Genomic DNA, 15077 nt, shown 5'->3' on the forward strand with positions numbered 1-15077 from the left:
CAAATTTATGATTACAAAATTAAGGTGTTTTTACTTTAGAAACATTCTATATAATGCTTTTACAAGATGTTTTTAATTATATTTTAAAACACATTATATTAAGCATTTAACCTACAAAATCTTATTTATTTTTAAATTAAAAAGAAAAAAATAATTTTACATTGTATTTTTTTTAATAAATTGTTCAAAAAATAGAAAATGATCGTTTTAGGAATTGATATTGGAGGTACAGGAATAAAAGGTGCTTTAGTAGATACAAAAACTGGAAATTTAACTACAGAAAGGCATAGAATTGCTACTCCAAAACCTGCAAAACCAGAAAAAGTTGCTAAAACAATTCAAAAAATGATTAACCATTTCGAATGGGATGGACCTGTTGGTTGTGGTTTCCCTACACCTCTACAACATGGTAAATGCCTTACTGGAGGAAATCTTCATGAAGATTGGAAAGGCACACAGGTTGATTTAGTTTTTTCGGAAAAAACAGGAAATGAATACTCCATTGTAAATGATGCAGATGCAGCTGGTTTAGCCGAAATGAGTTTTGGGGCTGGAAAAGATAAAAAAGGAACTGTTATTATGATTACTTTAGGTACAGGAATAGGTTCTGGAGTATTTTTAGATGGAAAATTATTACCTAATACTGAATTAGGACATGTACTTTATAAAAATGGTGAAGTTTTTGAGAAATACGCTGCAGACTCCGTTAGAAAAAGCGAGAAGCTAAATAGAAAAGAATGGGGTAAAAGATTAAATAAATACTTTAAACATATAGATTTAATCCTTTCTCCAGATTTATTTATTGTAGGTGGCGGTGCTAGTAAAAAACTAGGGAAATTTGTAAATCATATAAAAATTGATACTCCTATTGTAGCTGCCGAAGCTGAAAACGAAGCCGGGATTATTGGAGCTGCAATGGCTGCTAACTTTCAAATTAAATAAATCCCTTAGCTTTAAATTCTAAGTATTTATTAATAACGTTAACTGTTAAATTTTTGGGCTTTGTAAGTATTCCATAAATACCATTACGCTCTAATTCTTTAACAATCAATCTTTTTTCATAGGCAAATTTTTCTGCAATTGTTTTATGATAAATAGTTTGCAAATCTTCTGCATCTTCTTGAATTAAAATATCTAATTCTGTATTTTCAAAAAATACAACAACTAATAAGTGATATTTAGCAATGGCTTTTAAAAATGGCAATTGACGCTTTAAAGATGAAATATGCTCAAAGTTTGTATATAAAATTAACAAACTACGCTGCGTAACTTTTCGTTTAATTACAGCATACAAATATCCAAAATCTGCATCGTTATATTTAGTAGTTATGTTATATAAAGCTTCATTTATAACATTTAAATGTGTTTTTTTATTACTTGCAGCTACTATTGTATCTACTTTTTTAGCAAAAGTTATTAAACCTGCTTTGTCATTTTTCCTAAGGGCAATATTAGAGAAAGCCAAGGCAGAATTTATAGCATAATCCAATAGTTTTAATTCTTCAAAAGGCATTTTCATCACTCTACCTAAATCTATAATAGAATAAATAGGTTGCGATTTCTCGTCTTGATATTGATTAACCATTAACTGAGAATGCTTAGCTGTGGCTTTCCAATTTATTGTTCTAACATCATCTCCTGCTATGTAATTTTTAATTTGTTCAAATTCTAAGGTATGTCCTATTTTCCTTATTTTTTTTAATCCGAATGCTGTTAAACGGTTGCTCATTGCTAAAAATTCATATTTTTTCATTTGAATATAAGATGGATATACAGCAACCATTTCATTTTCTTGAAATTTAAAGCGTCTGGCAATAATTTTTAAAGGTGAAGATACAAAAATATTTAAATTACCAAAATGATATTCTCCACGTTCTACAGGAATAACTTCATATTCGAAATTATAATTTTCTTGCGATTTTAGATTTGCAATATGTTCAAAATCTCTTTTTTGAAATTGATTTGGTAATTCATCAATTATTTTAGCTTCAATATTAAATGCATACTTATTATTTATAGTTATTGAAATTGGATTTTCATCTGAATTAGAAAACTTTTCAGTTAAAATTCTACGTGCATCAATTCCTTTTTTAGAATTAAATAACAATATTAAATCACTAAAAAGCAAGGCTGCAATAATAGTTACTAAAATCCAAGCCAAGCTATACAATATTGGTAGCCAAAAAGAAACCAAAAATAACGCTGAAATAATGCTTATGTAAACAAAAAAACGTTGATGTATGTATATGCTTTTAATAATTTTCAATTGTTTTATTTTTAATTTTCAACTTTTTAAATATTATTTTATTCGTCTTTACTAAGAGTAAAACACGAAGTAATCTGTTGTTCATAAATACAAACTATTTTTTATTTTAAACATTGAACTTTTTAATAATGAGATTGCCGCAGTCGTGTTTTTCATTACATTTCAAACACTTCTTGGCAAAGACGTGTAAAATTTAATCTTTCAACTTCCAGACTTTTCAACTTTTAACTATCTAGGAACTTCAACTGATTGAACAATCATTTCAATAACTTTATCTGTAGTTAAACCTTCCATTTCGCGCTCTGGAGTTAAAATTAATCGATGGCGTAATACAGGAAATATAACTTTTTTAATATCTTCTGGAATTACAAAATCGCGTCCGTTTATTGCTGCATACGCCTTAGATGCATTTAAAATTGCAATACTTGCTCTAGGTGAACCACCTAAATACAAATGTGGATGGTTACGTGTTTTTGTAATTATTTGAGCTATATACCGCATAATTTTTTCTTCAACCAACACTTCAAATACCTTGTTTTTATACTCTAATAAATCAGCTTCAGAAAGTAATGACGTAATTAGATTTTGTGGCAACGTTCCTTTTCTATCTTGATGTGATTTTAGAATTAAAATCTCTTCATCTAAATTAGGATAACCAACATCTATTTTAAATAAAAATCGGTCTAATTGCGCTTCTGGTAGCGCATAAGTTCCCTCCTGCTCAATTGGATTTTGTGTTGCTAACACCATAAATGGAGGTTTCATTTTATAGGTGGTTCCATCAATAGAAATTTGACGTTCTTCCATAACTTCAAACAAAGCAGCTTGTGTTTTTGCTGGAGCTCTATTTATTTCATCTATTAAAACTAAGTTAGAAAAAATAGGGCCTTCTCTAAATTCAAATTCAGAATTTTTCATATTTAAAACCGAAGTTCCTAACACATCACTTGGCATTAAATCTGGCGTAAATTGTAATCTACTAAAACCAGTATCTATAGTTTTTGCTAACAATTTAGCTGTAATTGTTTTTGCTACGCCTGGCACACCTTCAATAAGTACATGACCATCAGCCAATAATGCAACAATTAATAAATCTATAAAATTTTCTTGACCTACAATAATTTTACCTAATTCTGCTTTAATTTGAATTACTGCATTTTTTAATTTTTCTAAATCTATTCTATTTTCAAAATTCAAATCGTTATTTTCCATATTGAATTGTTTTTTTAAATTTTTCTATTAATGTGTTCAATTTAATAAGCTCTTCGTTTGTAATTTGGTTTTTTAAATGAATGGCATCACAAAATTTGAACAATTTTTCAACGTCTTCTTTAGTATTTCCACTACGCATTGCTACATTGTTATAAAACTCTGCATCTATTTTTGTTGTTGAAATATTTAGCTTAACTCTTACATATTCTAACAAATAACTTATTTTATGTTCTGCAATATTTTTGTGTTCTTGCTTTTCAAAATACATATTAGAAATAGTTTGTGTAAAAGCAAGTGTTTGATTTTTTAATGGTTTTATAATTGGAATACTGCGTTGTTTTCTTTTCCCTTCAAAAATAATAAAGAACAAAACACCTATTAATGCCATATAATATGCCCATTTTAAATGTTTAGAACCTAGTAAATATTGTAAAGGAGAAGTAATTCTACTTTTTCCAGTTTTATAATAAGCATCCCATAAAATTGGAATATCATCTCTTAAATACGATAAAATATTTGCTGTATGTTGATGATTGGTTTCGTACAACATATTATAATTTGTAAACGCTTCTGGAAATGTATGCAAATAAAAATTACCTTTTCCATAAGGACGTTTTACAAAATTAACACCTTCTTCTGTACGTTCTTCTTCAGAATTTACATAACCTGTAATACCTAGAATTACAGTATTTATGGTATCTATTTTTGTAAAAATTTGATTTATAAAAGGTCTATCAAAAGAATATTCTCTTCCTTTAAACGATTTATTTAATTGCTTAAAAAATACTTTTTCATCTAAATTTTTACTAACCAAACGTTCGGTTTCAAAATTTAAAGTATCAATATTCATTCCGTGGGTAGAAATAAATACATCGTTACCACGTTCCACAAATTCCATTAATCTAAAAAATTCTGTATCACCAAAATTTAATGCATCATCTACAAAAAAATAGGTTCCTGTTCTTGTTGAATCTTGTAAATAAATATAAGGTGGAATGTTTACTGTTTCTACTTTAGTTGAAGGGAATAAATTGCTTAATTCTTGATTTAAAACATAGGTTCCAAAAGGAATTTTGTGTTTAGACACATAACTTGGAAACCAATTTATAGGCTGTTTTTTTGTACTTTCCAAATAAATATATCCGAAAATTAAGAGTACAAACAGTACAGCATATATTTTTGCTTTTCTATCCAACTTATTTACTATTTATTAAATTAGTTATTGCTTCAAAATTTCTAGTAACTTTTACAAACTCATTTTCATTAATTTCAAAATTTCCATACCAAACAAAATCGTACAATCTTGTTAGATCTTTAAACGAACTTTTTATAGCTTCTTTAGAAATTTCTTGAATATAATCTTCGTTTGTTTTTTGTTGCTCCCAAGTAATAACCTGAGTATCTTCAAGTTGTTTTAATATATTTAAATAATAATAACGAACTGCTAATCTGTAATTTTTAAGTGCTATTGCTTGCTCTATTAATTTATTAAGATCTTTATTTTTTATCAATTCCTCATCATCTGTAATAGATACAACCGCTTTATTTGAAGCGCTAGAAACTATTGAATTAGAATTTACTTTTAAAAAGAATTTAATTAATAAAAACAGTAATATACCTACAATTATATAAGGTAATGCTTGTAAAATACTGCCAAAAATACCTTTAGCGTATTGCACACCAAAAATCCATTCTAAAAAGCGTAAAAATTGCCTACTTAACCAATTAAACAAGCGTTCTATTAATGTTGGATCTTTAGTTTCTTTAGCTTCTGAATAATCGAAATCTTTATCAGAATTGTACTTTTCTAAAGCGTTCGTATCAAATTTCTTTTGAACTATACTGCTTTTATCATTTTTTACAACAAGTGAATCGGCTTGGGCATACACACCCGCCGAAAACATTAAAAAAAGTATAAAAAACAGTATTTTATGCATCTCTTATTCTTCTGTAGTTGTTGTACCTAAACTTTCAATTTTTTCAAAAGTACCTGTTAAGTTTTTTTGTTCATTTAAATCGAAATAAATAAAAACTGTTGAAATTAACGGGATTGAATATAAAATAAACTGAAAGATATAAGAGCCAATATTTAAAGCCAAATAAATAGGATCTTTAAAAATTGAAAACACTTCAGTTGGGTCATCACCTCCCATTACAGTTCCTAGTTTAATAAATTGATAAATCATAGCAGGAATAGAAAATGCCTGACCTAAAACCATTAATAAAAGCCAAACAACAATTAAAACTCCAAATGTATTCCACCATTCACCTTTTATAAGTGTAAATGAATGCGAAAATGTATCACCAATACTTTTGTCTTCAAAAACCATAATTGAAGTGGCTAAAGACAAAACTGTTCCTAAATAAAAACCTGGTAAATAGCAAAATACCATTCCTAACAATGTTACAATAGTAATTAAAAAACCTAAGCCTAAAAATTTCCAAATATTTTTAAATACATTTTCTTTTACTTCAGAAAATAGAGGTTTTCCATTATGATCTATGTACGATTTTATAAAATATAATGAAGACATAGATAATAAAGTGTACATTAAAATATACACGAAAATTAGTACAAAAACCCATGAAAAAATTGAAGATAAAAATCCAACTGGATTCTCGTCAATAGTATCAATTTGGCTAAATAAATCTGACATTGTAAACATATAAAGCACCAAAACAACTAAGCCCATTAATAAAACTGGGCCAACCATTTTTAAAACAGTTAAAAAATATTCTTTCCAATTTTCTCGAATAAATTTAAACGTATCAGTAATAATTGCACCTAAATCACGCTCTTTTTTAAATTCTATAAAGCTATTTGTTTCCATTAATCTTTTGTTGTTTAGTTAATTTTATTGGGTAAATTATATAGTAATAAATTATTATTATAAAAGATGTTAGTATTATAAATACGGCTAACCAATCTGGCATTTGCGTTTGACGTGTTACAAAACCTTCTAAAAATCCGGCTACAATAAAAAAAGGAATTGTACTTACCATAATTTTTAATCCTGCTTTAAAACTATGTTTAAATGAAGTTAACCTAGAATATGTTTTAGGAAATAACAAACCGTTCCCTAAAACCAAACCAGCACAACCAGCAATTATAATAACAGAAATTTCAATAGTTCCGTGTATCCAAATAGTTCTAGATGATTCCCAAAGTAGGGCTTTATCGTAAAAAAAGTATAAAAAAGAGCCCAACATTACACCATTTTGCATCATAACATATAAAGTACCAATAGAAAACAGCATTCCAAACACAAAAGCCGTCATTGCAACTTTAATGTTGTTTAAAGTTATCAAAATAAACATATTTCCTTCTCCCATTTTTTTATATACAGCCATTGGATCACCAGATGCAATATTTTCTAAGGTCATATTTACATAATTATCACCCATAATTAAGCGTACAAAATCTCCATTATTAGCAGCAGAATACGCTCCAACTATAGCAAAAAACAAGAACGTAATAAAAGCTATTAATAATTGTTTATGATATTTAACAAATTCTAGTGGAAATTCAGTTTTAAAAAAATCTACAAGTCTATTTTTACTTTCTTTCTTAGTTTTATAAATTTTTTGATGTGCTTTTGAAGCTAAAGAGTTCAGGTAAACTACTGTATTACTCTGGGTATAAAAGGTTTTAGCGTAACTTAAATCATCTGTAATTTCTATATATAAATCCGACAATTTATCAGGAGAAACTTGTTCTTTTTTATTTAGAACATCTTCAAATAAGAGCCATTTATTTTTATTTCTTTTTACAAATGATGCTTCACGCATTTTTTATACTTTTGCTGCTTCAAATTAGCAATTAATTATATTATTTTTTTAGAGTTAACGAATGTAGAAAATACAATTGTATCAACCAAAGAGTTTAAACATTAAAAATGGACAATTTTAAAATAGAAACAGCGCAAAATATTACAATTCAACAAAATGTTGCCCCTTTAAGTACTAGAATTGGCGCTTTTTTAATTGATATGTTAATTATTGGAGCTTATTATGCTTTAATTATCTACATAGTAAATGCTTTAGGATATCTAGAAACTGAAAATATATATGTTTTATATACGCTAATAAGTTTACCTGTATTTTTCTATAGTTTATTATTTGAAACATTAAATAATGGTCAAACTCCCGGAAAATATTTTAATAAAATTAGAGTTACAAAAATTGATGGTTCAAAACCTACCTTTGGAAGCTACTTAATTAGATGGGTTTTAAGGGTTATTGATATCAGTTTAGCCTCTGGTTCAATTGCCTTATTAACTATTTTATTAAATGGAAAAGGGCAACGACTTGGAGATATTGCTGCTGGAACAACAGTAATTTCTGAAAAACAAACAGTTTCAATAAATAACACATTAGCGGTTGATATTCCAGATGATTACACGCCAACATTCCCTCAAGTTACTATGTTGTCAGATAAAGATATTCAAACTATAAAAGAATTATTTTTAAAAGCTAAAAAAAATAATAACCACAAGATGCTCTTAAAATTAAAACTAAAAATTATTGAAATAACAGGAATTAATTCTGAATTAAACACAGTTGAATTTATTGATATTATTCTTAAAGACTATAATTATTTTACACAACAAATGTAATGACACTATTTAACGTTTTAGATATTTTAGGAATTATTGCTTTTGCAATATCGGGATCTTTAGTTGCAATGCGTAAAAAAATGGATCCGTTTGGTGTTTTTATTATAGCCTTTGCTACTGCAGTGGGCGGTGGAACATTAAGAGACGTATTAATTGGTGCGCATCCCGTATTTTGGATGAAAAATCCAGCTGTAATTTATTACATACTTGGGTCTTTTATATTTGCTACTATTTTTAGAAAAAAATTAAAATACATTAATAAATCACTTTTTTTATTTGATAGTATTGGACTTGGAATATTTACCATTATGGGAACAGAAATTGGTTTAAATGCTAACTTTCATCCAATAATTATAATTTCTATAGCAACAATGACCGGTTCTTTTGGTGGTGTTATAAGAGATATATTGTGTAATGAAATTCCTATAATATTTAGAAAAGAAATTTATGCTACGGCATGCGTCTTAGGATCTGCTATATTTTTAGCATTGCATAATTTTGAAATTAATAGTGGTATTATTTATGTTACTACATCTATTTTAATTATTGCCATTCGATTAATTGCTCTTAAATTTAAATTATCCTTACCAACTTTTTACGCAAAAGAATAACTATGAATTTTTTAGTTTTTAAAAAACATATTAAACAGTTATCAAATGCTAAAATTAGCGGTTTAGAAGCACAATTTAAATTAGCTCCAGAAATTAGAAAAGAATTTTCTGAAGAAAAAATTAAAGCCAGTAACCCCAGAAAAGCAGGTGTTTTAGTTATTTTTTATCCAGATAAAAAAGGCGAATTACATATTTTATTAACACTTAGAGCCAGTTACAAAGGTGTACATTCTGCTCAAATAAGCTTCCCTGGTGGTAAATTAGACCCTAAAGATAGCTCGTTGCAACACACAGCTTTAAGAGAAGCAAAAGAAGAAGTTGGAATTATTGAGGAAGACATTACTATTTTTAAAAAAATGACCGATGTTTATATTCCACCAAGTAATTTTATTGTAACACCTTATTTAAGTTATCTAAAATACACTCCAAAATTCACTAAAAATTATGAAGTTGAAGCTTTAATTGAAGTTAAACTCTCCGATTTATTAGCAGATACAGCAATTAGCTCTACAATTTTATCAACCTCTTATGCAAAAAACATTTATGTACCTTGCTTTAAACTAAACAATTATATTGTTTGGGGAGCCACTGCAATGATGTTAAATGAAATCAAAGAATTAATAAAAACAATATCATAATTTTTTTATTAAATTTGTAAGAACCAAAACCAACTAAATGCCTATTTTCAAAAGAAATCCTTTTGGCCATATTTTATTTTTAAAGAAATGGCTAATTCGCTTTTTTGGAATTGTTTCTCATGGTAGATACCGTAGATTCAACAACCTTCATATTGAAGGTTCTGAAATTATAAGAGAACTTCCAGATACAAATGTATTGTTTGTTTCAAACCATCAAACTTACTTTGCAGATGTTGCTGCTATGTTTCATGTTTTTAATGCTTCTTTAAAAGGAAGAAATGATTCTATTAAAAACATAGGATATATTTGGCAACCAAAATTAAACATCTATTATATTGCCGCTTCAGAAACTATGAAATCTGGCTTATTACCTAAAATCTTTGCTTATGCAGGTTCTATATCAATTGAAAGAACTTGGAGAAGTGCAGGAAAAGAGGTTAACAGACAAGTAAAAATGTCTGACATTAGTAATATCAAAAAAGCCTTAGGAGATGGTTGGGTAATTACCTTTCCACAAGGTACAACTAAACCATTTAAACCTATTAGAAGAGGAACTGGACATATTATAAAAACATACAAACCAGTTGTAGTTCCTATTGTTATTGATGGTTTTAGACGATCATTCGACAAGAAAGGTCTATTGATTAAAAAACGTAATATTCTACAATCAATGGTTATTAAACCTCCTATGGAAATTGATTATGAAAACGAAACTGTAGATGAAATTGTTAAAAGAATTGAAATTGAGATAGAACAAGACCCTACAATGCTAAAAGTAATTCCTACAGAAATTTACAAACGTCATGAAGAAGAACTTAATAAAAAGCGTCAATTTTGGGATCTATACTAAAAAAAACTGCTTAAAAAGTGTTTTATCTGTTAACCTGAACTAATTTTCAGAATAACTAAAACTTCACTTTTTAAGCATCTTCTTTTTATTAAAAAGTTACTTTTAATTTAACCAAGCATTTAACATCCAAATTGTTTTTTCTTGCTCAGCAATAAAATCACTCATCATAGAGTTGGTTCCTTCATCATCTGCTTCATCAGATTCTCCTAAAATATTTCTCTCAATTTTCAATAATTCTGACAAAGAACTTACTACTAATTTTACAGACTCAACATCATTCGTTACATCTTTTCCTACAGGAACTTTAGCTAAACTTACATAATCATTAAAAGTATGTAATGGAGTTCCTCCTAAAGTTAAAATTCTTTCAGCAATTAAATCAATTTTTTCTTGAGAATCTGTATAAAGTTCTTCAAATTTCTCATGCAATATAAAAAAGGACTTCCCTTTTATATTCCAATGCAAACCTCTTAAATTTTGGTAATATACTTGAAAGTTTGCTAATAATTCGTTTAAACTTACAGCTAAGTCATCTGTTTCTTGTTTGTTTAATCCAATACTTGTTGTACTCATTTTATCTATTTTTTATATTATTTTATTTCTACATCAAATTTAAGCAAAAAAAGACGTTGTTTATCATAATCGTTATCAATTGTTTTAATATCTTTATCGTAAAAATTTATACCAATGACAATAACCCAATTAAAATATGTTTTAGCCGTAGCAGAACATCAAAACTTTACAATTGCATCGGAACATTGTTTTGTTACACAACCAACATTGAGTATGCAAATTCAAAAGCTAGAAGAGGCTTTAGAAACAAAAATTTTTAATAGAAATAAAAAACCGATACAATTAACTGAAATTGGAAAAAAAATTGTTGAGCAAGCTAAAATTATTGTTGATGAAAGCAATAGAATAAATGATATTGTTGAGCAACAAAAAGGATATATTGGAGGTGATTTTAAATTGGGAATAATTCCAACAATAATGCCTACATTGTTACCTTTATTTTTAAAGTCATTTATAAAAAAATATCCAAAAATAAATTTAAAGATTGAAGAATTAACTACAGGCGAAATTGTAAAAAAATTAAGTGAAGGACATATTGATGTTGCAATTGCAGCTACCCCACTTGAAAATGAAAATATTAAAGAGCGTGTTTTATATTACGAACCTTTTGTTGGTTTTGTTCCTGAAGAACATCGCTTAAATAATCTAAAAACGCTAGATATAGAAAATTTAGATATTGATGATATTTTATTACTTGAAGATGGCCATTGTTTTAAAGAAAACATTTTAAATTTATGTAGTGCTTTAGGTAATAAAAATCAAAATTTTCAACTGCAAAGCGGTAGCTTTAATACTTTAATAAAACTCTCTAAAGAAGGTTTAGGAATGACACTTTTACCGTATTTACAAACTTTAGACTTAAACGATGAGGATAAAAAATATCTAAAAGAGTTTAAAAAGCCTGCACCCGCTAGAGAAGTTAGTATTATTTATCATAAATCACATCTAAAAGTACACTTAATAGAAGCTTTAAAAAACTTAATAGACAGTTTAATTAGAGGTGTAATAACATTTAATGATGTAAAAATCATAAGCCCTATACAACAAAAAAAAGGAGCTTAAACGCTCCTTTTTTTAGATTCTACTAGAGACAGGCACTTATGTAGGTCTGGTTTATTTTGAGTGAATTCTTGTAACCAAAAATACAACTCTTTAACCTCATAAGGTAATAACCTAGTCACTGCCTTTTCTAATTCTTTGTTAAATAATTCAAAATTAAAGCTGACTTTTTCAAGTACTGTTTTTGTGTACTCAAACATTGCTCTTGCCATAAATTAAAAATTTTATAGTTGGTAAATAAAGAACGTTTTATTAGTATTAATTATTGTATAAATTTACCAAAAATAAGACACATTTCAAACCTTTAAAAAGGTAAAGATTTGTTAAAGTTATAAACTATTAATTTTTTCAATTAACTGTTTTGCAGTTTGTTCTAACTCACTATTAATAGCTTTAAAATGCGCTTTATAATTTTCTACGTCTTTTGAATTTACTTTTTCAATTAAAGCATCAAAAGCCTCAATAGCTTCATCAATAATTTCCTCAGTTCCTTTAGTATCTGCTTTCGGGTTTAAAATTTCCCAAGTATAGCATTCTTCAATAATATCACCTAAAACGTAATTAATATCCTTTTTTAAATTTTTTATACTAGCCATAATTATTTTATTAGTTTGTAATTGCAAATTTACACTAAAAAGCATAATTTAACTTTAATTTTATATGAAATTTCTTTGTTAAACAAAATAATTTTATATTTTTGATAACAATTATGAAATTAGTCGCCAAAACATATCAATTATGTTCCAATATTATGGAAACCAAATCGATTTTAACATCAATTTGTTCTGTTTTTGTTATGCGTAATTCTAAACAACAACTTGTTTATATTTCCAAAAGGCACTATTATTAAATTTAAATAAATTAAATAACAATATTACAAAAGGTGCTTTTTTTAAAAAGCACCTTTTTTTTATCCATAAATTAATCATTAAAACAAAAATTATGAAACAAATTACAAATTATCAACAGGCCTACTCCATTATTTGCATGCTCTTAAAAAAGATGAACAGCAAAACAACTCTTAAATTAATTCCCATACATTACAAATAAATTTTAAAATTCAATTTTTATGAAAACTACTGAAAACAACACTATAAATAACACTAATATATTTACTGTAACTATAAAAGACATTAACAAAAACAACGCTTTATTACCTGCAGTACTTTACAATAAAATGGAAACATTTGTAAAAGAAAAAATAACTGAAAAGGCAGATATAGTACACCCAATTCCTCGATTATATAAATTACAAATTTTAAAAAACGCTTATCTAAAAGATCAATTAGTTTTAAACTCTCAAATAAAACATTTAAGCGAATACGAATTACATTTAGCGGTTACTGTAAGTTTAAACAATAGCCAACAAGAAGATATTATTTGTAAATCTATATTTAAACTCCCCTTAAAAAAACATATTTCAAAAGCCTCTTAACAGATAAAATTATATTTATTTGGCTGTTTAGAAATGTGAAATTTTTAAATCTTAATTTGCTGACAAAAAGGTTTAATTAAAATAATTTTACATTTCTACAGCCATTAATTAACTTATATTACTTAAGTTTTCAACAAAATGAAATTTAAATAGCTGAATTAAGTAGTTTTGCGGAATGAAAGAATTTATTACTAATTTACCAAAAGCTGAATTACATCTACATATCGAAGGTTCTTTTGAACCTGAACTAATGTTTAAAATAGCTAAAAGAAACAATATTACAATTCCTTATAATTCTATTGAAGAAATTAAAGAAGCCTATAACTTTAATTGTTTACAAGATTTTTTAAACATCTATTATCAAGGTGCAGCTGTTTTAACCACAACACAAGATTTTTACGATCTAACTTACAGTTATTTAAAAAGTTGTGCAAAACAAAATGTGCGTCATACAGAAATTATGTTCGACCCACAAACACATACAGAAAGAGGTATCTTATTTGAAACTGTAATTTCGGGTATTTCAAAAGCTTGTGAAGATGCAAAAGAAAAATTAGGAGTTTCTTCAAAATTAATAATGAGTTATTTACGCCATTTAACAGAAGAAGACGCTTTTAAAACATTAGAACAATCGTTACCATTTAAAAACAAAATTACTGCCGTTGGTTTAGATTCTTCAGAAAAAGGAAACCCACCTTCAAAATTTAAAAATGTTTTTGAAGCTTCTATTAAAGAAGGCTATATTACTGTTGCACATGCTGGTGAAGAAGGAAACTCTGATTATGTATGGGAAGCTTTAGATATTTTAAAAATTAAACGTATAGATCACGGAAATAATGCACTACAAGACCATAAATTAATACAAGAAATTCTAGCTAAAGATCTTGCTTTAACCGTTTGTCCGCTTTCAAATACTGCATTAAAAGTAGTAACAGATTTAAAAAAGCACCCTTTAAAAAAAATGTTAGATTTAGGTTTAAAAGTAACTATTAATTCTGACGACCCTGCTTATTTTGGAGGTAATGTAAATCTAAATTTTATTGAAATACAGGCTGCTTTAAATTTAACAAAACACCAAATTTACCAACTTGCAAAAAACTCATTTCAATATTCTTTTTTAAATGATGAATTAAAACAACAATATTTAGAAGAATTAGAAGTTTATTACTTAAATAACAACTAATTTTGTCCCCAAAAAAATCAAATTAATTTATAATGAAAAAAAGATTACTAGTAACGTTTATTTTAGTGTTTATTACTATTATTTCATATAGTCAAACAACTAAACAATTTATTGATTCTGGCTCTGTAGATACACAATTCGAAAACTTAATTGAAAATTCTAATAAATACCAAGATTATAAAGTTGTAAAACTAAATTGGTTATTAAAATTAAAATCTAATATTAACGATTCAATTTCAGCTTCAAAAGAAGATATTTTAAAAGCTACAAACACCATAAACAAACAAAAAGCAGTAATTGATAGCCTAAATACTTCTTTTAGTTCTAAAAAAAATGAAATAGCTAAATTAAAAAATCAGATAACCACAATTTCTTTTTTAGGAATCGATTTTGAAAAAGGCTTATTTAAAACTATAATGCTATCTATAATTGGTGGATTACTATTATTCCTTTTGTTCTTTATTTCTAAATACAAACAAAGTATTAGTGTTACAAAGCTTACAAAACAAAATTTAAAAGAAGTTGAAGAAGAGTTTGAAGAACACAGAAAAAGAGCTTTAGAACGTGAACAAAAAGTAATGAGAAGATTACAAGATGAATTAAATAAACATAAAAAAGATTAGTTTTTATAGTT

Annotated in this window: 18 protein-coding genes; 9 read left to right on the forward strand and 9 right to left on the reverse strand. The window is 26.9% G+C overall.

Annotated elements, in window-relative coordinates; genetic code table 11:
* Positions 1-198: 198 nt before the first annotated feature.
* Positions 199-942, forward strand: a complete 744-nt coding sequence (ppgK, locus tag MKD41_RS05915) for a polyphosphate--glucose phosphotransferase (protein WP_240244518.1) — start codon at positions 199-201, stop codon at positions 940-942.
* Here the strand turns inward: ppgK and MKD41_RS05920 are convergent.
* The 6 genes from MKD41_RS05920 to MKD41_RS05945 all read right to left on the reverse strand — a co-directional run bounded on the left by MKD41_RS05920 (position 935) and on the right by MKD41_RS05945 (position 7267).
* Entirely contained in the window at positions 935-2266 is a 1332-nt protein-coding gene (locus MKD41_RS05920) for a DUF58 domain-containing protein (RefSeq protein WP_240244519.1), read from the reverse strand. The two genes, ppgK and MKD41_RS05920, sit on opposite strands and share 8 nt — an antisense overlap.
* 228 nt (positions 2267-2494) lie before the next feature.
* A complete protein-coding gene (locus tag MKD41_RS05925; protein WP_240244520.1) occupies positions 2495-3478 on the reverse strand; it encodes an AAA family ATPase in 984 nt (327 codons plus the stop codon).
* A complete protein-coding gene (locus tag MKD41_RS05930) occupies positions 3468-4673 on the reverse strand; it encodes a DUF4350 domain-containing protein (RefSeq protein WP_240244521.1) in 1206 nt (401 codons plus the stop codon). Before MKD41_RS05930 ends, MKD41_RS05925 begins: the two co-directional genes overlap by 11 nt.
* Before the next feature lies 1 nt (position 4674).
* Entirely contained in the window at positions 4675-5415 is a 741-nt protein-coding gene (locus MKD41_RS05935; RefSeq protein ID WP_240244522.1) for a DUF4129 domain-containing protein, read from the reverse strand.
* Positions 5416-5418: 3 nt separating this feature from the next.
* Positions 5419-6309 carry a hypothetical protein gene (locus tag MKD41_RS05940; protein WP_240244523.1) on the reverse strand — a complete coding sequence of 297 codons (891 nt, stop codon included), beginning with the start codon at positions 6307-6309 and terminating at the stop codon, positions 5419-5421.
* Positions 6296-7267 carry a stage II sporulation protein M gene (locus tag MKD41_RS05945; protein WP_240244524.1) on the reverse strand — a complete coding sequence of 324 codons (972 nt, stop codon included), beginning with the start codon at positions 7265-7267 and terminating at the stop codon, positions 6296-6298. Before MKD41_RS05945 ends, MKD41_RS05940 begins: the two co-directional genes overlap by 14 nt.
* A 107-nt stretch (positions 7268-7374) precedes the next feature.
* Between MKD41_RS05945 and MKD41_RS05950 the strand changes: the two genes are divergently transcribed.
* From MKD41_RS05950 to MKD41_RS05965, 4 genes are read left to right on the forward strand one after another with little or no spacing between them, the layout of a single operon-like run.
* On the forward strand, positions 7375-8094 hold the full coding sequence (locus MKD41_RS05950) for an RDD family protein (RefSeq protein WP_240244525.1): 720 nt from the start codon (positions 7375-7377) through the stop codon (positions 8092-8094).
* Positions 8094-8705, forward strand: coding sequence for a trimeric intracellular cation channel family protein (locus tag MKD41_RS05955; protein ID WP_240244526.1), 612 nt, complete (start codon positions 8094-8096; stop codon positions 8703-8705). Before MKD41_RS05950 ends, MKD41_RS05955 begins: the two co-directional genes overlap by 1 nt.
* Before the next feature lie 2 nt (positions 8706-8707).
* Positions 8708-9343 carry an NUDIX hydrolase gene (locus tag MKD41_RS05960; protein ID WP_240244527.1) on the forward strand — a complete coding sequence of 212 codons (636 nt, stop codon included), beginning with the start codon at positions 8708-8710 and terminating at the stop codon, positions 9341-9343.
* A gap of 37 nt (positions 9344-9380) precedes the next feature.
* A complete protein-coding gene (locus MKD41_RS05965) occupies positions 9381-10193 on the forward strand; it encodes a lysophospholipid acyltransferase family protein (protein ID WP_240244528.1) in 813 nt (270 codons plus the stop codon).
* Positions 10194-10295: 102 nt separating this feature from the next.
* Here MKD41_RS05965 and MKD41_RS05970 read toward each other — a convergent pair whose 3' ends face one another.
* The gene (locus MKD41_RS05970) at positions 10296-10766 is read right to left on the reverse strand and encodes a Dps family protein (RefSeq protein WP_240244529.1); all 471 of its coding nucleotides are present in this window, start codon (positions 10764-10766) and stop codon (positions 10296-10298) included.
* A 114-nt stretch (positions 10767-10880) separates the two neighbouring features.
* On the opposite strand from MKD41_RS05970, the gene MKD41_RS05975 reads away from it, so the two are divergent.
* Positions 10881-11828: a hydrogen peroxide-inducible genes activator gene (locus MKD41_RS05975; protein ID WP_240244530.1), complete on the forward strand. Its 948-nt coding sequence runs from the start codon at positions 10881-10883 to the stop codon at positions 11826-11828.
* Here the strand turns inward: MKD41_RS05975 and MKD41_RS05980 are convergent.
* Together MKD41_RS05980 and MKD41_RS05985 are read right to left on the reverse strand one after the other, a co-directional pair.
* On the reverse strand, positions 11825-12037 hold the full coding sequence (locus MKD41_RS05980) for a hypothetical protein (protein WP_240244531.1): 213 nt from the start codon (positions 12035-12037) through the stop codon (positions 11825-11827). The genes MKD41_RS05975 and MKD41_RS05980 overlap by 4 nt on opposite strands.
* A 117-nt stretch (positions 12038-12154) precedes the next feature.
* Positions 12155-12421, reverse strand: a complete 267-nt coding sequence (locus MKD41_RS05985) for a hypothetical protein (RefSeq protein ID WP_240244532.1) — start codon at positions 12419-12421, stop codon at positions 12155-12157.
* Between the two features lie 473 nt (positions 12422-12894).
* Here MKD41_RS05985 and MKD41_RS05990 point away from each other — a divergent pair, with 473 nt between their 5' ends.
* The 3 genes from MKD41_RS05990 (at position 12895) to MKD41_RS06000 (ending at position 15066) form a co-directional block, all read left to right on the forward strand.
* Entirely contained in the window at positions 12895-13260 is a 366-nt protein-coding gene (locus MKD41_RS05990; protein ID WP_240244533.1) for a hypothetical protein, read from the forward strand.
* A gap of 175 nt (positions 13261-13435) precedes the next feature.
* Complete coding sequence (locus tag MKD41_RS05995) at positions 13436-14443, forward strand: adenosine deaminase (protein WP_240244534.1); 1008 nt, start codon at positions 13436-13438, stop codon at positions 14441-14443.
* A gap of 32 nt (positions 14444-14475) precedes the next feature.
* Positions 14476-15066: a hypothetical protein gene (locus MKD41_RS06000; protein ID WP_240244535.1), complete on the forward strand. Its 591-nt coding sequence runs from the start codon at positions 14476-14478 to the stop codon at positions 15064-15066.
* The last annotated feature ends 11 nt before the right edge of the window (positions 15067-15077 follow it).

The sequence above is a fragment of the Lutibacter sp. A64 genome, from assembly GCF_022429565.1.
Classification (GTDB): domain Bacteria; phylum Bacteroidota; class Bacteroidia; order Flavobacteriales; family Flavobacteriaceae; genus Lutibacter.

Excerpts from the sequence above, each read along its gene's own strand:
- ppgK (WP_240244518.1), top strand. The coding sequence starts at position 199 with ATGATCGTTTTAGGAATTGATATTGGAGGTACAGGAATAAAAGGTGCT.
- MKD41_RS05925 (WP_240244520.1), bottom strand. The coding sequence starts at position 3,478 with ATGGAAAATAACGATTTGAATTTTGAAAATAGAATAGATTTAGAAAAA.
- MKD41_RS05935 (WP_240244522.1), bottom strand. The coding sequence starts at position 5,415 with ATGCATAAAATACTGTTTTTTATACTTTTTTTAATGTTTTCGGCGGGT.
- MKD41_RS05940 (WP_240244523.1), bottom strand. The coding sequence starts at position 6,309 with ATGGAAACAAATAGCTTTATAGAATTTAAAAAAGAGCGTGATTTAGGT.
- MKD41_RS05945 (WP_240244524.1), bottom strand. The coding sequence starts at position 7,267 with ATGCGTGAAGCATCATTTGTAAAAAGAAATAAAAATAAATGGCTCTTA.
- MKD41_RS05950 (WP_240244525.1), top strand. The coding sequence starts at position 7,375 with ATGGACAATTTTAAAATAGAAACAGCGCAAAATATTACAATTCAACAA.
- MKD41_RS05955 (WP_240244526.1), top strand. The coding sequence starts at position 8,094 with ATGACACTATTTAACGTTTTAGATATTTTAGGAATTATTGCTTTTGCA.
- MKD41_RS05960 (WP_240244527.1), top strand. The coding sequence starts at position 8,708 with ATGAATTTTTTAGTTTTTAAAAAACATATTAAACAGTTATCAAATGCT.
- MKD41_RS05965 (WP_240244528.1), top strand. The coding sequence starts at position 9,381 with ATGCCTATTTTCAAAAGAAATCCTTTTGGCCATATTTTATTTTTAAAG.
- MKD41_RS05970 (WP_240244529.1), bottom strand. The coding sequence starts at position 10,766 with ATGAGTACAACAAGTATTGGATTAAACAAACAAGAAACAGATGACTTA.
- MKD41_RS05975 (WP_240244530.1), top strand. The coding sequence starts at position 10,881 with ATGACAATAACCCAATTAAAATATGTTTTAGCCGTAGCAGAACATCAA.
- MKD41_RS05980 (WP_240244531.1), bottom strand. The coding sequence starts at position 12,037 with ATGGCAAGAGCAATGTTTGAGTACACAAAAACAGTACTTGAAAAAGTC.
- MKD41_RS05985 (WP_240244532.1), bottom strand. The coding sequence starts at position 12,421 with ATGGCTAGTATAAAAAATTTAAAAAAGGATATTAATTACGTTTTAGGT.
- MKD41_RS05990 (WP_240244533.1), top strand. The coding sequence starts at position 12,895 with ATGAAAACTACTGAAAACAACACTATAAATAACACTAATATATTTACT.
- MKD41_RS05995 (WP_240244534.1), top strand. The coding sequence starts at position 13,436 with ATGAAAGAATTTATTACTAATTTACCAAAAGCTGAATTACATCTACAT.
- MKD41_RS06000 (WP_240244535.1), top strand. The coding sequence starts at position 14,476 with ATGAAAAAAAGATTACTAGTAACGTTTATTTTAGTGTTTATTACTATT.